The organism is Rugosimonospora acidiphila, from assembly GCF_039543385.1.
Classification (GTDB): Bacteria; Actinomycetota; Actinomycetes; order Mycobacteriales; family Micromonosporaceae; genus Rugosimonospora; species Rugosimonospora acidiphila.
In genome coordinates, this window is record NZ_BAABJQ010000050.1 from 18,739 (window position 1) to 37,782 (window position 19,044).

General features: G+C 72.3%; 19 protein-coding genes. 13 read left to right on the forward strand and 6 right to left on the reverse strand.

All coding sequences use genetic code 11. The features are described 5' to 3' along the window. The first annotated feature begins 36 nt into the window (after positions 1-36). The 4 genes from kdpB to ABEA87_RS40555 are packed head-to-tail and all read left to right on the forward strand — an operon-like array spanning position 37 to position 6,418. Positions 37-2,190, forward strand: a complete 2,154-nt coding sequence (gene kdpB / locus ABEA87_RS40540) for a potassium-transporting ATPase subunit KdpB (protein WP_345639047.1) — start codon at positions 37-39, stop codon at positions 2,188-2,190. A 13-nt stretch (positions 2,191-2,203) separates the two neighbouring features. After that, a complete protein-coding gene (locus tag ABEA87_RS40545; protein ID WP_345639048.1) occupies positions 2,204-3,094 on the forward strand; it encodes a potassium-transporting ATPase subunit C in 891 nt (296 codons plus the stop codon). A gap of 25 nt (positions 3,095-3,119) precedes the next feature. After that, a complete protein-coding gene (locus ABEA87_RS40550; RefSeq protein ID WP_345639050.1) occupies positions 3,120-5,735 on the forward strand; it encodes a sensor histidine kinase in 2,616 nt (871 codons plus the stop codon). Next, complete coding sequence (locus tag ABEA87_RS40555) at positions 5,732-6,418, forward strand: response regulator (RefSeq protein WP_345639051.1); 687 nt, start codon at positions 5,732-5,734, stop codon at positions 6,416-6,418. Before ABEA87_RS40550 ends, ABEA87_RS40555 begins: the two co-directional genes overlap by 4 nt. Positions 6,419-6,434: 16 nt before the next feature. On the opposite strand, the gene ABEA87_RS40560 is transcribed toward ABEA87_RS40555, so the two are convergent. Beyond that, positions 6,435-6,707 (reverse strand): DUF2795 domain-containing protein, encoded by a 273-nt coding sequence (locus ABEA87_RS40560; protein ID WP_345639053.1) that lies wholly within the window; start codon positions 6,705-6,707, stop codon positions 6,435-6,437. Positions 6,708-6,809: 102 nt separating this feature from the next. Between ABEA87_RS40560 and ABEA87_RS40565 the strand changes: the two genes are divergently transcribed. Continuing rightward, the gene (locus tag ABEA87_RS40565; RefSeq protein WP_345639055.1) at positions 6,810-7,187 is read left to right on the forward strand and encodes a DUF2267 domain-containing protein; all 378 of its coding nucleotides are present in this window, start codon (positions 6,810-6,812) and stop codon (positions 7,185-7,187) included. Positions 7,188-7,284: 97 nt separating this feature from the next. Next, positions 7,285-8,586: an aldehyde dehydrogenase family protein gene (locus tag ABEA87_RS40570; RefSeq protein ID WP_345639056.1), complete on the forward strand. Its 1,302-nt coding sequence runs from the start codon at positions 7,285-7,287 to the stop codon at positions 8,584-8,586. On the opposite strand, the gene ABEA87_RS40575 is transcribed toward ABEA87_RS40570, so the two are convergent. Then, entirely contained in the window at positions 8,556-9,059 is a 504-nt protein-coding gene (locus ABEA87_RS40575) for an RpiB/LacA/LacB family sugar-phosphate isomerase (RefSeq protein WP_345639057.1), read from the reverse strand. The two genes, ABEA87_RS40570 and ABEA87_RS40575, sit on opposite strands and share 31 nt — an antisense overlap. 170 nt (positions 9,060-9,229) lie before the next feature. Here ABEA87_RS40575 and ABEA87_RS40580 point away from each other — a divergent pair, with 170 nt between their 5' ends. From ABEA87_RS40580 to ABEA87_RS40590, 3 genes are all read left to right on the forward strand, one after another. Continuing rightward, on the forward strand, positions 9,230-10,459 hold the full coding sequence (locus ABEA87_RS40580; protein ID WP_345639059.1) for a M20 metallopeptidase family protein: 1,230 nt from the start codon (positions 9,230-9,232) through the stop codon (positions 10,457-10,459). Between the two features lie 191 nt (positions 10,460-10,650). Continuing rightward, positions 10,651-12,135, forward strand: a complete 1,485-nt coding sequence (locus ABEA87_RS40585; RefSeq protein ID WP_345639061.1) for a phosphotransferase — start codon at positions 10,651-10,653, stop codon at positions 12,133-12,135. A 27-nt stretch (positions 12,136-12,162) separates the two neighbouring features. Further along, complete coding sequence (locus ABEA87_RS40590; protein WP_345639063.1) at positions 12,163-12,729, forward strand: class I SAM-dependent methyltransferase; 567 nt, start codon at positions 12,163-12,165, stop codon at positions 12,727-12,729. On the opposite strand, the gene ABEA87_RS40595 is transcribed toward ABEA87_RS40590, so the two are convergent. After that, positions 12,726-13,349 (reverse strand): class I SAM-dependent methyltransferase family protein, encoded by a 624-nt coding sequence (locus ABEA87_RS40595; protein WP_345639065.1) that lies wholly within the window; start codon positions 13,347-13,349, stop codon positions 12,726-12,728. The genes ABEA87_RS40590 and ABEA87_RS40595 overlap by 4 nt on opposite strands. Positions 13,350-13,522: 173 nt before the next feature. Here ABEA87_RS40595 and thyA point away from each other — a divergent pair, with 173 nt between their 5' ends. Together thyA and ABEA87_RS40605 are read left to right on the forward strand one after the other, a co-directional pair. After that, a complete protein-coding gene (thyA, locus tag ABEA87_RS40600; RefSeq protein ID WP_345639067.1) occupies positions 13,523-14,416 on the forward strand; it encodes a thymidylate synthase in 894 nt (297 codons plus the stop codon). A gap of 115 nt (positions 14,417-14,531) precedes the next feature. Further along, positions 14,532-15,056 (forward strand): HIT family protein, encoded by a 525-nt coding sequence (locus ABEA87_RS40605; RefSeq protein ID WP_345639069.1) that lies wholly within the window; start codon positions 14,532-14,534, stop codon positions 15,054-15,056. Here the strand turns inward: ABEA87_RS40605 and ABEA87_RS40610 are convergent. After that, positions 15,000-15,857 (reverse strand): deoxycytidylate deaminase, encoded by an 858-nt coding sequence (locus tag ABEA87_RS40610; RefSeq protein ID WP_345639071.1) that lies wholly within the window; start codon positions 15,855-15,857, stop codon positions 15,000-15,002. The two genes, ABEA87_RS40605 and ABEA87_RS40610, sit on opposite strands and share 57 nt — an antisense overlap. Before the next feature lie 6 nt (positions 15,858-15,863). Then, positions 15,864-16,541, reverse strand: a complete 678-nt coding sequence (locus ABEA87_RS40615; protein ID WP_345639073.1) for an adenylyltransferase/cytidyltransferase family protein — start codon at positions 16,539-16,541, stop codon at positions 15,864-15,866. Positions 16,542-16,812: 271 nt separating this feature from the next. Here ABEA87_RS40615 and ABEA87_RS40620 point away from each other — a divergent pair, with 271 nt between their 5' ends. Together ABEA87_RS40620 and ABEA87_RS40625 are read left to right on the forward strand one after the other, a co-directional pair. Next, complete coding sequence (locus tag ABEA87_RS40620) at positions 16,813-18,237, forward strand: MFS transporter (RefSeq protein ID WP_345639075.1); 1,425 nt, start codon at positions 16,813-16,815, stop codon at positions 18,235-18,237. 10 nt (positions 18,238-18,247) lie between these two features. Then, positions 18,248-18,844 (forward strand): TetR/AcrR family transcriptional regulator, encoded by a 597-nt coding sequence (locus tag ABEA87_RS40625; protein ID WP_345639076.1) that lies wholly within the window; start codon positions 18,248-18,250, stop codon positions 18,842-18,844. A gap of 50 nt (positions 18,845-18,894) precedes the next feature. Here ABEA87_RS40625 and ABEA87_RS40630 read toward each other — a convergent pair. Beyond that, on the reverse strand, positions 18,895-19,044 hold a 150-nt coding region (locus ABEA87_RS40630), incomplete at its 5' end, for a sigma factor-like helix-turn-helix DNA-binding protein (protein ID WP_345639081.1).

Below are 19,044 nucleotides of genomic sequence, written 5' to 3' on the forward strand. Positions count from 1 at the left end.
CGCCGAGCCAGACGGGTCGGGAACGGGGGAGCACGGATGTCCGCACCAGCGGTGGAGAACCCGGCGGCGGTCGCGCCGCGACGCGCGCAGGGCGGCCTGCTGGACCCCAAGCAACTGCTGAAGTCGACCCCGGACGCGTTCCGCAAGCTGAACCCGTACACGCTGTGGCGCAACCCGGTGATGTTCATCGTGGAGATCGGTTCGATCTTCACCACGGTGCTGGCCATCGGCCACTCGACGGTGTTCGCGTGGCTGATCACGGTGTGGCTGTGGCTGACCGTGCTGTTCGCGAACCTGGCCGAGGCGGTCGCCGAGGGCCGGGGCAAGGCGCAGGCCGCGGCCCTGCGCCGGGCCAAGACCGACACCATGGCCCGGCGGCTGATCGACTGGCGCCCCGGTCAGCCGGAGCCCCGCGAGGAGCTGGTGCCAGGGCCCCAACTGCGGCTGGGCGACCACGTGCTGGTGGAGGCGGGCCAGGTGATCCCGGGCGACGGAGACGTGGTCGACGGCATTGCCAGCGTGGACGAGTCGGCGATCACCGGAGAGTCGGCGCCGGTCATCCGGGAGTCGGGCGGCGACCGGTCGGCGGTGACCGGCGGCACCAAGGTGCTCTCCGACCGGATCGTCGTGGAGATCACGCAGAAGCCGGGGGAGAGCTTCATCGACCGGATGATCGCCCTGGTCGAGGGCGCGAACCGGCAGAAGACGCCGAACGAGATCGCGCTGAACATCCTGCTCGCCGCGCTGACCTTCATCTTCCTGCTGGCCGTGGCGACGCTGCAGCCGCTGGCCATCTTCTCCCGGGGCGTGCAGGCGTTCGCCCGCAACAGCCAGGCGCTGGACCCGCACGGGATCACCGGCATCGTGCTGGTGTCGTTGGTGGTCTGCCTGATCCCGACCACGATCGGCGCGCTGCTGTCGGCGATCGGCATCGCCGGCCTGGACCGGCTGGTGCAGCGCAACGTGCTGGCGCTGTCCGGTCGCGCGGTGGAGGCGGCCGGGGACGTGGACACCCTGCTGCTGGACAAGACCGGCACCATCACCCTCGGCAACCGGCAGGCCAGCGAGTTCATCCCGGTCGGCGACGTACCGGCGCAGGAACTGGCGGACGCGGCGCAGCTGTCCAGCCTGGCCGACCAGACGCCGGAGGGGCGCTCGGTGGTGGTGTTCGCCAAGACCGAGTTCGGGCTGCGGGAGCGCAGCCCGGGGGAGTTGGAGCACGCGCAGTGGGTGCCGTTCACGGCGCAGACCCGGATGTCCGGCGTCGACCTGTCCGCCGAGGGTGGCGGCGCCGCCCGGCAGCTGCGCAAGGGCGCGGCGGCCGCGGTGACCGAGTGGGTACGCAGCCAGGGCGGCGCGGTACCCGAGCAGCTCAGTGACATCGTGGACGGCATCTCGGCAGTCGGCGGCACCCCGCTCGTGGTGGGCGACACGATCGGCGGCGCGGCCCGGGTACTCGGTGTGATCCACCTCAAGGACGTCGTCAAGCAGGGCATGCGGCAGCGCTTCGACGAGATGCGCCGGATGGGCATCCGCACGGTGATGATCACCGGTGACAACCCGCTGACCGCGCGGGCGATCGCGGAGGAGGCCGGCGTGGACGACTTCCTCGCCGAGGCCCGGCCGGAGGACAAGCTGGCCCTGATCAAGAAGGAGCAGGAGGGCGGCAAGCTGGTCGCGATGACCGGCGACGGTACCAACGACGCGCCGGCCCTGGCGCAGGCCGACGTCGGGGTGGCGATGAACACCGGTACCTCGGCGGCCAAAGAGGCCGGCAACATGGTCGACCTGGACTCCGACCCGACCAAGCTGATCGAGATCGTGGAGATCGGCAAGCAGTTGCTGATCACCCGGGGTGCGCTGACCACGTTCAGCATCGCCAACGACATCGCGAAGTACTTCGCGATCATCCCGGCCATCTTCGCCGCGATCTACCCGGGCCTCGACGCGCTGAACATCATGCGGCTGCACAGCCCGGTCTCCGCGATCCTGTCCGCGGTCATCTTCAACGCGATCATCATTGTGGTGCTGATCCCGCTGGCCCTGCGCGGCGTGCGCTACCGGCCGTCCACCGCGTCCGCCATGTTGCGGCGCAACCTCTGGATCTTCGGCCTCGGTGGCATCATCGCGCCCTTCATCGGCATCAAGATCATTGACCTGATCATCCAGTTCATCCCCGGGATCGCCTGATGGGAGCCTGAAGATGCGACTGCCTTCCTGGATCGCCCAGCACCTGGCCGCGCTGCGCGCGGTGATCGTGTTCACCGTGCTGCTCGGCATCGCGTACCCGCTGGTGCTCGTGGGCATCGGGCAGATACCCGGGCTGCGCGGCCGTGCCGAGGGGTCGCTGGTGAGGTTCAACGGGACCACGGTCGGCAGCTCCCGGATCGGGCAGCTGTTCACCGACTCCAGCGGCGACCCGCTGCGGCAGTACTTCCAGACCCGCCCGTCCGAGGCCGGCGACGGGTACGACCCGACGGCGACCAGCGCCTCGAACCTCGGTCCCGAGTCGGTCGTGGACACGCTGCCCAACCCGGCCGTCAAGGGCGACACCGGCACCCAGAGCCTGCTGACCCAGGTCTGCTCGCGCAGCCTCGCGGTCGGCAAGCTGGAGGGCGTGGACGGCTCCCGGCCGTTCTGCACGCCGGGCGGCGCGGGCGCGGTGCTCGGGGTGTTCCGCCGGGACGGCACCACCGGCCCGGTCACCCGGGTGGTCAGCCTGAACCAGGAGTGTCCGGCCACCCCGTTCCTGCGCGTCTACCGCGGGGTACGGGTGGAGTGTGCCCAGTTCGGCGCGGACTACTCCAAGGCCATGGTCACCCCCATCCGCGGCGGCGCGCCGGCCAGCCCGGCCGTGCCGTCCGACGCGGTGACCGCCAGCGGCTCCGGCCTGGACCCGCAGATCAGCGTCGCGTACGCCGACCTGCAGGTAACCCGGGTCGCCAAGGCCCGGGGTACCAGCGTGGCCGCCGTACGACGGCTGATAGACAGGTACACCACCGGGCGGGCGTTAGGGTTTATGGGAACGTCGGCGGTCACCGTGCTGCCGTTGAATTTGGCGCTGGACAGGCAGTTCCCGAAGCGTCCAACATGATCCCGGCGCCGAAAGGGGGTGCGGCATGCCGCAGGGGCAGCTGCGCGTCTATCTCGGTGCGGCTCCAGGCGTCGGCAAGACGTTCAAGATGCTCGAGGAGGGCCACCACCGCGCCGACCGCGGCACCGACGTGGTGATCGGGTACGTGGAGACTCACGACCGGCCGCGGACCGAGGCCATGGTGACCGGCCTGGAGGTGCTGCCGCGCCGGAACCTCACCTACCGCGGCGCGAGCTTCACCGAGCTGGACGTGGACGCCGTGCTGGAGCGCCGGCCGGACGTGGTCCTGGTCGACGAGATGGCGCACACCAACGTGCCCGGATCGCGCAACGCCAAGCGGTGGCAGGACATCGAGGAGCTGCTGGACGCCGGGCTGGTGGTGCTCACCACCGTCAACATCCAGCACCTGGAGTCCATCAACGACGTGGTGCAGGAGATCACCGGGGTACCGCAGCGGGAGACCGTACCGGACGCCGTGGTGCGGCGGGCCGAGCAGATCGAGCTGGTCGACATGACGCCGGAGGCGCTGCGCCGGCGGATGGCGCACGGCAACATCTACAAGCCGGAGCGCGTCGACGCCGCGCTGGGCAACTACTTCCGGGTCGGCAACCTCACCGCCCTGCGGGAGCTGGCCCTGCTCTGGCTCGCGGACAAGGTCGACGAACAGCTCGACCGGTACCGCGAGGAGCACCGCATCTCGGAGAGTTGGGAGACCCGGGAACGGGTGGTGGTCGCGCTGACCGGAGGTCCCGAGGGCGACACGCTGATCCGCCGGGCGGCCCGGGTCGCCGACCGCAGCAAGGGCGCGGACCTGGAGGCGGTGCACGTGGCCCGCAGCGACGGGCTGGCCGGCGGCGAGAGCCCGGCGCACCTGGCCCGGCAGCGCACCCTGGTGGAGAACCTCGGCGGCAGCTACCACCAGGTGGTCGGCAACGATGTCCCCAAGGCGCTGCTGGACTTCGCCCGCGCGGTCAACGCCAGCCAGCTCGTGCTCGGCGCCAGCCGGCGCAACCGATTGGCCCAGGTCTTCTCGCCCGGCGTCGGGGTCACCACCACCGCCGGGGCCGGCCCCATCGACGTTCACCTGGTCACCCACGAGCGGGCCGGGCGCGGGCGCGGCGCGCCGACGCTGGGCGGCAGCGCGCTGAGCCTGCCCCGCCGGCTGGTCGGCTTCGGGCTGGTCGCGGTCGGACTGCCGGTGCTGACGTACCTGCTGACCCTGACCCGCGAGGGGCTGTCGCTGCCCAGCGACATCCTGCTGTACCTGGCCTGGGTGGTGGTCGCGGCGCTGGTCGGCGGCCTGTACCCGGCGCTGTGCTCGGCGGTGGCCGGGTTCCTGCTGCTCAACTACTACTTCGCCCCGCCGATCCATCTGTGGACCATCAACCAGTGGCAGAACATCCTGGCGCTGTTCGTGTTCCTGGCGGTGGCGGTGGCGGTCAGCGTGACGGTCGACCAGTCGGCCCGGCGCACCCGGGAGGCGGCCGCCGCGCGGGCCGAGGCGGTCACCCTGTCCACTTTGGCCGGCAGCGTGCTGCGCGGCTCGCGGCCGTTGCCGGCCCTGCTCGGTCAGCTCCGCGAGGCGCTCGGCTTCACCGGGGTGACCCTGCTGGAGCGGCGGCCGGACGCGCCGTCAAGCCCGGACCTGCGGCGGGACAAGGATTCCTGGCGCATCGCCGGTGCGGTCGGCGACGCGCCCTGCCTGACCCCGTTCGAGGGTGACGCCGACATCCCGGTCGACGAGGACATCACGCTGGTGCTGCGTGGCCACCCGCTGGCCGCGGCCGACCGGCGGGTGGTGCAGGCGTTCGCCGCCCAGGCGGCGGTGGCGCTGCGCCAGGAGCGGTTGTCCGAGCAGGCCGCCGCGGCGGGCACCCTGGCCGAGGCCGACAAGTTGCGCACCGCGCTGCTCTCGGCGGTCAGCCACGACCTGCGTACCCCGCTGGCCTCGGCCAAGGCCGCCGTCACCAGCCTGCGCAGCCACGAGGTGGTCTTCGACGAGCATGACCAGGACGAACTGCTGGCCACCGCCGACGAGTCCCTCGACCGGCTGGTGCGGCTGGTGGACAACCTGCTGGACATGAGCCGGCTGCAGGCCGGGGTGCTGGGCACGTCGGTGCAGGCGATGAGCGTGGCGGAGGCGGTGGCCAAGGCGGTGGAGGATCTCGGCCCGGCCGGCCACGACATCGGCATCCACGTACCCGACGAGCTGGCCGAGATCAACGCCGACCCCGCCCTGCTGGAGCGGATCCTGGCCAACCTGCTGAGCAACGCGCTGCGGTACAGCCCGCAGGGCCGCCCGCCCCTGGTCACCGCGAGCGAGCACGGCGGGTACGTGGAGATCAGGGTCGTCGACCACGGCCCGGGCATCCCGGTCGCCGACCGGGACCGGGTATTCCTGCCGTTCCAGCGGCTCGGCGACCGGACCAACGACACCGGCGTCGGGCTGGGGTTGGCACTGTCCCGGGGGCTGGCCGAGGCGATGGGCGGGGACCTGTTCCCGGAGACGACGCCGGGCGGGGGGATCACGATGACCGTGCGCCTGCCGGTCGCCGTACCGTCGCCGGCGGACAACACGGCGGATCCGGCGGCGCTGGCCCGGATCGAGCACTGGCGGCACGGCACGGAGGAGACCGCGTGACCAAAGTCCTCATCGTGGATGACGAGCCGCAGATCCTGCGGGCACTGCGCATCAACCTGGCCGCCCGTCAGTACGAGGTGATCACCGCCGTGGACGGCTCCCAGGCGCTGCGGGTGGTGACCGAGGAGCACCCCGACCTGGTGGTGCTCGACCTCGGCCTGCCCGACATCGACGGAGTGGACGTCATCCGCAGCCTGCGCGGCTGGACGCCGGTGCCGATCGTGGTGCTCTCCGGACGCACCAACAGCACCGAGAAGGTGGACGCGCTGGACGCCGGTGCGGACGACTACGTGACCAAGCCCTTCAGCATCGACGAGCTGCTGGCCCGGATCAGGGCGGTGACCCGGCGCAAGGTCACGGTCGACGGCGAGGCGCCGACGACCCGGATCGGGCGGTACACGGTGGACCTGGAGCGGCACAGCGCCCACGCCATCGGCGAGCCGGAGCAGGGGGTGCACCTGACGCGCACCGAGTGGCAGCTGCTCGACGTGCTGGTACGCAACCCCGGCAAGCTGGTCAGCCAGCGGCAGCTGCTACAGGAGGTGTGGGGGCCGACGTACCTCGGCCAGACGCAGTACCTGCGCCAGTACATGGCCCAGCTGCGGCGCAAGCTGGAGGACGACCCGGCCCGCCCGCAGCACCTGCTGACCGAGCCCGGCATGGGCTACCGGTTTCGCCCCTGACGTCCGGGTCGGGGCCTCACTGCTGGCGCAGGGGCTCCGAGACCTGTTGGTGGGTCTTGTCCCGGGCCTTGACCGCCCGCTCCGCCACGCCGACCTCGGGAGCCAGCTCGGTACCGGCGGACTTGAGCACCTCGTTGCGGTTGCCGTACTCCACGGGCGGCATCGCCCGCAGGGCGCGCACCACCGTGTTCGGGGCGCCGAGGCGTTCGGCCTCCGCGACGATCTCGTCCCGGCTGGCCGGGAAGTCCACCGTTTCGAGGTACTTGAAGACCTCCGCGTTGTCCACCATGTGTCTCCGGCTACCCGCGCCAGACACCGCCAACCGCCGGCGCCGGCCGTTTCCGGTAACGGCGCGGGGGTAGGCACGGGGGTGGAGCGAGAGGAGCTCGGCATGAAGTATGACGAGTTTGTGGACGCGGTGGCGATTCGCGCCGGTATGTCCCCCGCCGAGGCGGAGGTCCTCGCCCACGCCGCGCTGCAGACGCTGGCCGACCGGTTGACCGCGGGGGAGGCCCGGGACCTGGCCGCGCAGCTGCCCCGGGGCCTGGCGGAATCGCTGGAGCCGCGCTACGAGAAGGCCGAGGCGTTCGGGCTGGAGGAGTTCGTGCGGCGGGTCGGCAACCGGGCCGCGGTGGACCTGTCGACGGCCTGGTACGGCATGCGCGCGGTGCTCGCCACGCTGCGCGGAGGAGTGTCGGTGGGCGAGTTCCAGGACGTGATCGGCCAGCTGGGCAAGGAGTACGTGGAGGCGCTGCAGCCGGCCCGGTGAGCCTCGCCACCCGCGCGGGCTGCCGCGTCGTCGTGGCCGGGCTGAGTCCCCCCGTAGGATCGGACGCGGATCGGGTCCGGTCGACGGAGGAGCTGTGATGGACGAGCAGGCGCGCGCCGCCGAGGCGGCGAAAATCGCCGCCGAGAACGTGGCGACCGCGGCCGAGGCGGCCTCGGCGGCCAGTGGCGCGCTGGCCGCGGCCGGGGACGCGGTGGTCGACGGCGCGCTGGTCGCGATGGCGCGGCGGCTGGACGAGGCGGCCGGGCCGATCATCGAGGCCAACCGCGGCGACTGCGCCCGGGCCGAGGAGTCGGGCATGAGCGGCGGCCTGCTCGACCGGCTGCGCCTGAACCCGGACCGGCTCGCCGAGATGGGGCGCCAGCTTCGGGTGCTCTCCGAGACCGCGCCGGAGCCGCGCCGCCGGCACGTCCGTGAGCTGCCGGGCGACCTGGTGGTCGAGGAGTGGCGCCGGCCGGTGGGCGTGCTCGGGGCCAATTTCGAGGCACGGCCCAACGTGGTGGTCGACATAGCGTCCCAGCTGATCAAGTCGCACAACGCCGGGGTGCTGCGGACCGGCTCGGCCGCCCTGGAGTCGGCCGGCGCACTGATCGACCACGTGGTCGCCCCGGCGCTGGCGGAGGTCGGGCTCGACCCGGCGGCCATCCAACTGGTCCGGCTCCCCGGGCGGGAAACGGCCGAGGCGCTGGTGCGGCAGCCGAAGCTGCTGCCCCTGGTGATCCTGCGGGGCAGCGGCGAGAGCACGCGAACCCTCGCCGAGCAGGCCGCGCTGGCCGGCGTACGCACGCTGGCCCACGCCGACGGCGGAGGGGTCATGTACCTCCACCCGTCCGCCGACCGGTCGCTCGCGGCCGAACTGATCGGGCGCAGCGTCGACCGGCTGGGCGTGTGCAACCGGCTCAACCTGCTGCTGATCGACGGCGCGATCTGGGACGAGGTGGTGCCCGGCGTGGTCGAGCAGCTCGCCGGCCTGGAGCCGAAGATCACCGCCTCGCTGCCGCCGTACCAGCACCCGATTGGTTACGAGTGGGCGCTGTCGGATGGCAACGAGGCGACCGTCACCATCGCGCGGGCGGACGGCGTGCTCGACGCGGCCCGGATCGCCAACGAGGAGACCTCCGGGCTGGCGGCCGGGATCGTCGCCGACGACGCCGACGCGGCCGCGCGGTTCCTCGCCGCGTACGCCGGTACCGGCGGCTTCTGGAATGCGCCGACCCGCCTGCTCGACGGGTTCAAGCTGCTGGCCGTGCCGGAAACCGGGATCAACATCGACCGGGTACCGGGTCCCCGCGGCCCGGTCACCTTCCGCGACCTGTACCTGCGGCAGTACGTGGTGCTGCCGGCCGCGCGTCAGGCCGAGGGCTTCTCCCCGGCCGGCTGACCGGCGATCCCGCCCGGACCGGCGATCCCGTCGAGCCGGGCGATGCCGCCCGGACCGGCGATGCCGTCGAGCCGAGCGATGTTGTCGGCCTCGTCCGGGTCGGGCTCGGTGGTGGTCAGAAACGCCGCGGCCACCTCGACGGCGACGTCCGGCGCCAGCCGCTTGAGGCTCATCGCGAGCACGTTGGCGTCGTTCCAGAGCCGTGCGCCCCGGGCGATCCACGGCTCCCAGGCGAGCGCGGCCCGCACCCCGGGCACCTTGTTGGCCGCGATCGCCGTACCGGTGCCGGTCCAGCACATCACGACGCCGTAGTCGGCCTCGCCGGCCGTCACCGTCCGGCCCACCGCCTCGCCGAGGTCCGGCCACCGGTCCGAGGCGGTCGGGTTGACGATCTCGTGGCCCTGACCGGTCAGGTATGCCACGACCGCCCGGGTCGTCTCGTTCTCGTCGTCCGCCCCGTACGCGATCCGCATCACATCCCCCTCGACGGCGCGCGCTCCGCCCGGCCGGGCGAGATCGGCGGCCCGGAGCCTACGTTACGTTGGGACGGCACCACGGATCAGCGGTCGGACACCCCGAACAGGCGCCGGGGTGCCGGTTGAGAGTGGACCGATTCCACTCGGCGAAACGCCGGAAGGATGCCATGTCGCTTGACCAGGCTCTGTGGGACGACACCCGTCAGATCGCGGGGGAACTGACCGAACTGCGCCACCGGCTGCACGAACATCCCGAAATCGGGCTCGATCTGCCGGTGACCCAGGAGACCGTGCTGTCCGCGATCAGCGACCTGGGCCTGGAGATCACCCTCGGCAGGTCGGTCTCGTCGGTCACCGCGGTGCTGCGCGGCGGCGCCGCCGCCGGTTCGGGCACCGCCGTACTGCTGCGCGGCGACATGGACGGGCTGCCGATCACCGAACGCACCGGGCTGAACTTCGCGAGCAAGGTGGACGGCGCCATGCACGCGTGCGGGCACGATCTGCACACCGCGATGCTGGTCGGGGCGGCCCGGGTGCTCTCCGCGCATCGGGACTCGCTGGCCGGCGACGTGGTGTTCATGTTCCAGCCGGGCGAGGAGGGCTGGGACGGGGCCGGCGCCATGCTGAAGGAGGGCGTGCTGGACGCCGCCGGTACCCGGGTCTCCTCCGCGTACGGCATCCACGTGATGTCGTCCAAGATCCGGCCGGGTGTCTTCTCCACCCGACCGGGCACCCTGATGGCGGCCAGCGACGGGCTGTTCGTGACGGTACGCGGCGCCGGCGGCCACGGCTCCGCCCCACACCTGGCCAAGGACCCGGTCAACGCCGCCGCCGAGATGGTGACCGCGCTGCAGGCCCTGGTCACCCGCCGGTTCGACGTGTTCGATCCGGTCGTCATCACGGTCGGCTCGTTCCACGCCGGCACCCGCCGCAACATCATCCCCGACGAGGCCCGGTTCGAGGCGACCGTGCGCAGCTTCTCGGCCGAGGCGCAGGAGCGACTGCGCGCCGAGACCGTACGGCTGTGCCAGAGCATCGCCGCCGCGCACGGTCTTGAGGTCGACGTCGAGTACGAGCCCGAGTACCCGATGACGATCAACAACGCCGACCACGCGGCGTTCGTGGCCGGGGTGGTCGACGACGTGTTCGGCGACGACCGCGGCGAGGTGAAGGCCGCGCCCTCGACCGGTGCGGAGGACTTCTCCCGGGTGCTCGCGGAGGTGCCGGGCTGCTACACGTTCCTCGGCGCCGGCCCGGCCGACCTGCACGACGTGGCCCCCGACAACCACAGCCCGCTGGCCATCTTCGAGGACTCGGTCATGCCGGACGGCGTGCTGCTGCACGCGCAGCTGGCCGTTCGGGCCCTGGCCCGGGACGCGGCGGCGGCAACCGCCTGACGCCGCCCGGCCGTGGCTCGCGACGACCTCCGCGAGCCACGGCACGCCCACCGACGGTTCTCGGAGGTCAACGACGCCGGAACCGGGCCGCCCGGGTGGGCGGCTCTGGTCGCCCGGCCCGGGTGGGCGGCCAGCCGCACGCCACCGGAATTGGGGTGCGTGCCGGGCGCGCTTGGGCCAGCATCCCTGGTGTGACTGGTTCGTACTGGGATCGCCGGCCGGCCGGGCCGGAGCGCCGGCACGTGGTGGATCTCCGCATCGACGGTGAGTCGTTCGCCCTGACCACGGCCGCTGGGGTGTTCGGAGCGCAGGGTGTCGATCGGGGCACCATGACCCTGCTGCGCCACGCACCGGCGCCCCGACCGGCGACCGGGGTGGTGGATCTCGGCGCGGGGTACGGCCCGATCGCCGTGACGCTGGGGCGCCGGCAGCCGGCCGCCGGAGTGTGGGCGGTCGAGGTCAACGAGCGGGCGCTGGGCCTGATCCGGAGCAACGCGTCGAGGGTGCCGAACGTGGTCGCGGCCCGGCCCGAGGAGGTTCCGCCGGCGCTGCGCTTCGACGGGCTGTACAGCAACCCGCCCATCAAGATCGGTAAGGACGCGCTGCACGAGCTGTTGCTCGACTGGCTCGGGCGCCTGGTGCCCGGCGGGTACGGCTGGCTCGTGGTCAAGCAGGCGATGGGCGCGGACAGCCTGCGGCAGTGGCTCGACGAGACCGGGTACCCCACCGACCGGGCGGCGGCCAAGCAGGGATACCGGCTGCTGCGGGTACGGGCGGGCGGCGGGGGCCAGGCGGATGCCGGGCCGGCGGCTACCGGGCAGGCGGGTACCGGGCCGGGGCCGTTGGCACCGGACGACCTGGCCACGATCGGCGCCGGTACCGGTGGGGCCTGGACGGTGCTCGGGCACCTGCACGGTGGCGGGAGCGACCCGGTCTACCTGCTCGGTCGCGGCGCGCTGCGGGCGGTGCTGAAGCTCAAGCACGGCGCCTGGTGGGCCGACCAACTGTCCCGGGCGGCCACCACCGTCGAGGAGTTGCGCGCCGCCGGATACCCCACGCCGCCGGTGCTCGGCTTCGGGAGGCTCGACGAGGACCGGGCGTACCTGCTGACCGGGTTCGTGCGGGGCGAGACCCTGAACCGGCTCGATCCGGCCACCCTCGACGCGGTACTGGGCGCGGTCGCCCTGCACGGCGAGGTCCGCCCGTCGCCGGTGCGGGACTGGTCGGTGATGGTCACGTCGTTCCTCAACGGCGGCATCGCCGACTTCACCTTCCACCCGGACGTGCTGCCCCTGGCGCGCCGCGCGCTGGACCTGGTCAGCCGCCCGGTTCCGGCGCTGCCCACCGGCGGGTTCGCGCACGGCGACTTCACCCTGCGCAACCTGCTGTTTCACGAGGGCGGCCTGGCCGCGGTGCTGGACCTGGAGGGCTTCGGGCGCGGTACCCCCGTCATCGACCTGGTCTCGCTGCTCACCGCAACGACCGACCCGGTCGACGGCAGCCCGGATGTGACTCGCCGCATCGTCGAATACGCGGTGTCCCTCGGCGGCACGGATGCGTTCCTGGCCTGCCTGGCGCACCGGGTTCTGGCGACCGTCTCGTGGGCCACCGAGCACCCGCAACTGCTCACCGATGCGGCGCGTCGCGCCCGGGCCCTGCTCGACGCCGTCGATTGATCGGCGGAACAGGCCTAGCGTGAGTGCGTGAACGAAAACCACGCGAAATACTGCTCAAGCCCCGAGTGGGCAAAGTATCTGCAGTCCGAGGTGCTGCCGTGGCTGACCGCCGGGCTCGACCTCGGGCCGGAGCTGGTCGAGGTCGGTCCGGGGCCCGGGGCGGCGACGGACTGGTTGCGGCACAAGGTGAAGCGCCTGGTGGCGGTGGAGAGCGAGGACGCCGCCGCGCAGCGCCTGACCGAGCGGTACGCCGGCGGCAACGTCGAGGTCGTGCACGGCGACGCCACCGAGCTGGCCTTCGCGGACGGGTCGTTCGACACGGCGGCCTGCTTCACGATGCTGCACCACGTGCCCACCGCCGCGCTACAGAACCGGCTGCTCGCCGAGGTGTTGCGGGTGCTGCGCCCCGGTGGGGTACTCATCGGATCGGACAGCCTGCCCAGCGATGGCCTGCACCACTTCCACGAGGGCGACACCTACAACCCGGTCGAGCCCAGCGTGCTGCTGGTGCGCCTGCAGACGCTGGGCTTCGATCGGATCACCCTGCGGGTGGACGGTCGTACGCAGTTCATCGCCCACAAGCCGAAGGGTTAACTCACGAAGGTGAACAGGCGCTCGCCGGTGCGCAGCGGCCGCGCGGGGCCGATCAGGCGGTGGACGCCGACGCCGTAGCCCGCCTGCTTGTCGGACACCCAGACCAGCTCGAAGCCGTGCTCGTCGAACCAGGCGTTGATGCGCGGCACCAGGTCGGGCTCCTCGCGGTGCCGGGTCCAGATGACCGTGCCGCCCGGCACCATGAACCCGGGCAGCGCCGCGATCGTGCGGACCATGTCGGCCTCGGTGATGTTGCCGAAGATGCCGCACGCCAGCACGAGGCCGGCGGGGACCACGGCGGAGTACAGATCGGTGAGGGCGGCGTCGCCCTGGACAACCTCGACGCCGGTGCCGGCCGCCGCCGCGCGTCCCCGGGCAGCCAGCTCCGGGTCCAGCTCCACGAGGGTGGCTCGCACGTCGCGCCGCCGGGAATGCCCGTCCAGCGCGCCGAGCAGATCCCGGCCGTCGCCAGCGCACATGCTCACCACCCGGATCGGGCCCGGCTTCGCGGCGTCGAGCGCGGTGCGGATGCGTTCCCGGACCGCGACCAGCCGCCGGGACAGCTCCGAGTCGGGATCGTCATACGCGGTATGCCATTGAGTCCAGCTCTTCCCCGTCATGCCGACCAGGCTACGGCAGCTGCCCTCACCCGAAATTCATCTACGTTCCTGAGTTCGCGGGTCGCCCGACCGGCCAGGGACGGGTGTGAGCGGCCACGCCGGCACCTGATTCGCGGGCCGGCTGACCAGGGCGGTTATCATGGCGCGGTTGACCTGAGAGGAGGGTCCCGGGAGTGGACTACCTGCCGTTTGAGCGCCGCACGGCGGACACGCAGTACCGGGACCTCCTTGGCCGGATCCTCAGCGATGGGGAGAAAGCGCCCACCCGCCAGGGGCCTGCCGCGCTGACCCTGCTCCAGCAGACCATGCGCTTCGATCTCGCCAACGGGTTCCCCGCGATCACCGACCGCAACATCGGGATGTTCTGGCGCAAGGCCATCGGCGAACTGTGCGCCTTCATCAACGGCGCCACCACCCTGGCCGAGCTGGAGAAGTTCGGCTGCGACTGGTGGGGGGCCTGGGCCACCCCGGAGAAGACCGCCAAGCGCGGGCTGGAACCGGGCGACATCGGGCCGGGTTCGTACGGTGCCGCGTTCCAGCGTTTCCCGACCGCCGAGGGTGAGCCGTTCGACCAGTTCACGCACCTGGTGGAGCAGTTGCGGGAGTTGCCCGACCTGCGAACCCACTTCGTGTCCCCGTGGATCCCGCAGTACCAGGTACGCGGGGAGGGCAAGCGACCGCGCACGACCATCGCGCCCTGCCACGGCTGGGTACACGTCCGGGTGCTCAACGGGCGGCTGCACCTGCACATGTACCAGCGCTCCGGTGATGTGCCGGTGGGCGTGCCGTCCAACATGGTGCAGTACGCCGCCCTGCTTCTCATGCTGGAGCAGCTGACCGGGCTGCCCGCCGCGACGTATTACCACACCATCTCCGACGCCCACATCTACGAGGACCAGCTCGACCAGGCGGCGGTCATGGTCGCTCGGGAGCCGCGGCGCCTGCCCACCGTCCGGCTCAACGACGCCGGCCGTGCGGTCACCGACATTCACGACTTCCGGGCCGAGCATTTCGAGATCTCGGACTACGAACCGCATCCGGGCCTGCGCATCCCGGTGTCGCCGTGACGGCACGCACCATCGTGCGGGCCGGTGGCGCCGCGCCCGGCCATCCGGCCGGAAAGCGGGCGACCGGTCTGGCTCGGCGCGTCTCGCGCCGCGCTGCGACCCAGACCAGTCGGGCATGAGCATGCCGCTGTACCAGTTCGGCAACTACCGCCACGAGGAGCAGCGGGCCGAGATGGAGCGGCTGGCGGCCGGTGGCATCTGCCTGTTCTGCCCCGACCATCTCAGCGGCGAGCCGACGCACGAGCCGCTGCTGCGGACCGGACACTGGACGGTCATCCACAACCGGTACCCGTACGCCGACACGAGGCTGCACCTGCTGATGGTGCCGGACGAGCACGTGAGCGACCTGGTCGACCTCTCGCCCGAGGCCCGGGAGGACTTCTGGACCGCCCTGGCCTGGATCCGTGACCACTACGAGCTGAGCTTCTACGGCCTCGGAGCGCGCAACGGCGACAGCAGGTTCACCGGGGGCACCATAGGCCACCTGCACGTCCACGTGATCGTCGGAGACGTGGACGATCCCGACCACCGGCCGGTACGCATGAAGCTCAGTTCCCGGCCCGCGCCGGGCGAGCCGGAGCCGTCAGCCGGCGGGGGTGTCGCCGGTGGTGTCGACCCAGATCAGCTCGACGCCGGCTGAGCGCAGGATGGCGTCGCCGTCGAGCATCGCGTACGGGCCGGCGAAGTAGCAGCGGCGGAAGCCGGCCTCGGCGACCAGCCGGGCGCATCCCGGGCAGGGGAACGTCGACACGTAGAGGTCGGCGCCGTCCAGTACCGTGCCGGCACGCGCGGCCCTCGCGACGATCAGGGCCTCGGCGTGAATCGCGGTCGACAGGTCGATCCGGACTCCCCGCGAGAAATCGTTGCGGGGGTCGCCGTCGAGGTAGGGCGCGTACTCCGTCGGCCGGTGCTGGTTGTACTCGACGGCCAGCACCTCGCCGTCCCGTGCGGCCAGGGCACCGACCTGGCGCCACCAGTCGGAGGACCTTCCGGCGGCCTCGGTGGCGCGGCCCATCAGCCGGCGGCTCAGCTCGTCCGTGGCGACGGCGCCGTCATAGTCGGCGGGTCGCTGGGCCTGGCTCCAGCCGCGGTCCCAGCGCAGGAAGGTCCGTTCGTAGTTCACGATCCGGCCCGATCCGAGCGCGTACCGGGCCACCAGGTCGCGCATCAGCTCCTCGTCCGGTACGACCAGGACGTCGGCGGTGCACGCGGCGGGCAGGTCGGCCCGCTCGATGACGCGGGCCGGCGGGCGATCCCCGGAGCGGTTCAGATACCGGGCCGCCGAGACCGGGGACAGCGCCCGGATCTCCTTGCGCATGACCCGGTGGTCCTCGGCGAAGCTCTCGCCCAGGAGCAGGATCTCCGCCGCGTCCGCGTGCTTGGCGAGGAGGCTCTCGTACCCCGAGTGGATGACCGGCAGGTAGAGCAGGACCTGCTTCACGGCGACCTACTCGTCCTCGCCCTCGTCGCCGGCCTCGGCATCCGCCAGGAGCTGGCGGACCTGCTTGAGCACCAGCAGGCGGAGCCGGGCCGAGGTGCTGATCGTGGCCATCCGCTCGAGGATCTCCACCCGTCCGCAGTACTTCGACTCCAGCTCGGCGGTCTCCTCCGGCCGGTAGGTCTCCTTGGTGGCGACCAGCACGTCGGGCCGGACCGCGTCGATCAGCGCCCAGCGCGGGTCGTCGGCGTTCTTCAGCGTCACCAGGCCCACGCCGCGCTGGTGGGTGACCATGCGCAGCCGCTCGGCCTCGGGCACCGCCGGCCGCCCCGGCCCCTTGCGCCGGCGCACCTTCTCGTCGCTGTCCACGCCGACGATGAGGAAATCGCCGAACTTCCGGGCCGCCTCGAGGTACCTCGAGTGGCCCTCGTGCAGCATGTCGAAGGTGCCGCTGGTGAGCACCACCTTGAGCCCCAGCACGCGCAGCGCCTCGACGATCTGACTGATCGCCGAGTAGCTGGGGACGAAGCGCTCCTCGAAGTTGGAGGCGTCCTCGAAGACCCCGCCGTCGGGGCGCATCACGCCGAGCCTGGGCCGCACCGACGGGTCGGCCGCACCCTGATCCGTGGGGCGCGCCGTGCCGGCCGGGCGTTCCTCGGGCGTCTCGTTCCCCGTCTTAGGCTGCATTGGCGCTCAAAAACCTTCTTGGTGGCCGTCGGTGTGCCCCGAAAGGTGGCCGGGTGGCCACCTCCGGACACCTTGTGAAGTTTCCGGTGTCTCCCGTGACGGCGGCGCGCCGAGAAGGGCGCACACGCCGGGCAATCATACCGGGCGCCGAGTGCGCGGGTACCCGGCTATGCCGCCGGCCCCACCGCGGCCGGTGGGCAGGCGGCGCGCCGCTCTGTGTTTGCCATCACCTGTAGACATCGCTTGAAGACATCAGCCGTAGGCTTGCGCCGTGATCACCCTCGACGCCCCTCAGGTACAGCGGCCCACCAGGAGTTCTCTCGTCCCTGGCCTGATCTTCATGGGCACGGTGGTCTCGATCATCAGCAGCCTCGGGGCGCCGCTGATCCCGACCGTCGCGGCCGACGATCACGTGTCGCTCGGCGCCGCGCAGTGGTCGCTGACCATCACCTTCCTGGTCAGCGCGCTGGCCACGCCGCTGATGGGGCGGCTCGGCGACGGCCCGCACCGGCGCACCGTGATCATCGGCAGCCTCGGCGTGGTCACCCTCGGCGCCGTGCTGGCCGCCCTGCCGTTCGGCTTCGTCCTGCTGCTGGTGGGGCGGGGTCTGCAGGGAGTCGGCCTCGGGCTCACCCCGCTGGGCATCGCGGTGGCCCGCGACACCCTCCCACCGGATCGCGGCCGGTCGACGACCGCCATGCTCTCGATCACCACCGTCGCCGGGCTCGGGCTCGGCTACCCGATCACCGGCCTGATCGCCGACCATGGCGGCCTGCACGCCGCGTTCTGGTTCGGCGCCGCGTGCAGCGCCGCGGCGCTGGTCGTCGCCGCCCTGGTGGTGCCGTCCTCGGCGCACCACCCGCGCCAGCGCCTGGACGTCCTGGGCGCGGTCCTGCTGGGCGCCGCGCTGGCCGGACTGCTGCTGGCCATCAGCGAGGGCGAGGGCTGGGGGTGGGGCTCCGCGCGCCTGCTCGGCGTCGTGGCGGTCGCGCTCGCCGCCCTGGCCGGTTGGATCCTGCTGGAGCTGCGCCGCTCGTACGCCCTGGTGCAGTTGCGGCTGCTGAGCCTGCGGGCGGTACTCACCGGGAACGTGGGCGCGCTGTTCGCCGGGATCGCGATGTACCTGCTCATCTCGCTGGTGACCAGGTTCGTTCAGACGCCGGCCAGCAGCGGGTACGGGCTCGGCGCCTCGGCCGCGGTCAGCGGGTTGGTGCTGCTCCCGTTCTCGGCCGGCAGCGTGGTCGCCAACCGGATCACCCACACCCTCATCCGCCGTACCTCGGCGGAGGCCCTGCTGTCGGTGGGCTCGGCCGTCGGGCTGATCGCCACCCTGCTGTTCACCTTCGCCCGCGCCAGCCTGTGGGAGGTGGCCACCCTCATGGGGATCGCCGGGCTCGGCGTGGGCATCATCTTCGCGGTCATGCCCAGCCTGATCGTGGGGGCGGTGCCGCGGCAGGAGACCGGCAGCGCCACGAGCTTCAACCAGGTGATCCGCTACGTCGGGTACGCGGCCGGCAGCGCGATGAGCGCCGTGGTGCTGGAGGCTCGTACCGTCCCCGGGCACCTGCTGCCGGCGGCCGGCGGGTACACGGTGGCAGGGCTCATCGGCTGCGGGGTGTGGGTGGTGACCGCGGTGGTGAGCCTCGCGCTGCCCCGTCTGCCGCACAATCGGACGACCACCGGTAACCAGTCCTAAGGATCGGCCCATGACCAAGGAACCGACCCCGCGCCGCAGGGACGCGGCCGCCAGCCGGGAGCGGCTGCTCAACGCCGCCCGCGACCTGTTCGCGGACCGCGGCTACGACCGGACCACGGCGCGCGACATCGGCGAGCGGGCGGGGGTCGACCCCACGATGATCGCCCGGTACTTCGGCGGCAAGGCGCAGCTCTACATCGCCGTGCTGCGTGCCGATGACGGGCCGAACCCGCCTGCCGACCTGCTCGACCCGGACCGGCTGGCGGCGCTGCTCGACCGGGTCGGGCGGACCGGCCCCGGCCCGATCTTCCAGGCCGCCGTGCGGGCGTACGACGACCCGCCCGCCCAGGCCGCCGCCCGCGCCGAACTGGAGCGTCGGATCGTGGCGCCGCTGAGCCAGCGGCTGCGCGACGAGGGCCACGAGCAGCCCGACCTGCGGGCCGAGGTGCTCATCGCGGCGTTCATCGGCGTCGTGCTCGCCCGGCGGCAGGGCACGTTCGGGCATCTCGCCGGCGCCACCACCGACGAGGTCCTGCCGCTGCTCGAGGAGCTGCTGGGAGCCCGCCGGTACGCGGAATCGGGCGGCGGCGACCCAGCTCCCGAGTGACGCCGGCGGTGGCCGGCGGACGCCCGCCGACCACCGCCGTTGGCAACGGATCAGTCCTCGGTGACGAGCCGGTCGCGCATCGCGGCCAGCGACCGGGCCAGCATCCGGGACACGTGCATCTGGGAGATGCCGACCCGCTCGGCGATCTGCGTCTGGGTCAGGTTGCCGAAGAACCGCAGCACCACGATCTTCTGCTCGCG

Excerpts from the sequence above, each read along its gene's own strand:
- kdpB (WP_345639047.1), top strand. The coding sequence starts at position 37 with ATGTCCGCACCAGCGGTGGAGAACCCGGCGGCGGTCGCGCCGCGACGC.
- ABEA87_RS40545 (WP_345639048.1), top strand. The coding sequence starts at position 2,204 with ATGCGACTGCCTTCCTGGATCGCCCAGCACCTGGCCGCGCTGCGCGCG.
- ABEA87_RS40550 (WP_345639050.1), top strand. The coding sequence starts at position 3,120 with ATGCCGCAGGGGCAGCTGCGCGTCTATCTCGGTGCGGCTCCAGGCGTC.
- ABEA87_RS40560 (WP_345639053.1), bottom strand. The coding sequence starts at position 6,707 with ATGGTGGACAACGCGGAGGTCTTCAAGTACCTCGAAACGGTGGACTTC.
- ABEA87_RS40565 (WP_345639055.1), top strand. The coding sequence starts at position 6,810 with ATGAAGTATGACGAGTTTGTGGACGCGGTGGCGATTCGCGCCGGTATG.
- ABEA87_RS40570 (WP_345639056.1), top strand. The coding sequence starts at position 7,285 with ATGGACGAGCAGGCGCGCGCCGCCGAGGCGGCGAAAATCGCCGCCGAG.
- ABEA87_RS40575 (WP_345639057.1), bottom strand. The coding sequence starts at position 9,059 with ATGCGGATCGCGTACGGGGCGGACGACGAGAACGAGACGACCCGGGCG.
- ABEA87_RS40580 (WP_345639059.1), top strand. The coding sequence starts at position 9,230 with ATGTCGCTTGACCAGGCTCTGTGGGACGACACCCGTCAGATCGCGGGG.
- ABEA87_RS40595 (WP_345639065.1), bottom strand. The coding sequence starts at position 13,349 with ATGACGGGGAAGAGCTGGACTCAATGGCATACCGCGTATGACGATCCC.
- ABEA87_RS40605 (WP_345639069.1), top strand. The coding sequence starts at position 14,532 with ATGAGCATGCCGCTGTACCAGTTCGGCAACTACCGCCACGAGGAGCAG.
- ABEA87_RS40615 (WP_345639073.1), bottom strand. The coding sequence starts at position 16,541 with ATGCAGCCTAAGACGGGGAACGAGACGCCCGAGGAACGCCCGGCCGGC.
- ABEA87_RS40625 (WP_345639076.1), top strand. The coding sequence starts at position 18,248 with ATGACCAAGGAACCGACCCCGCGCCGCAGGGACGCGGCCGCCAGCCGG.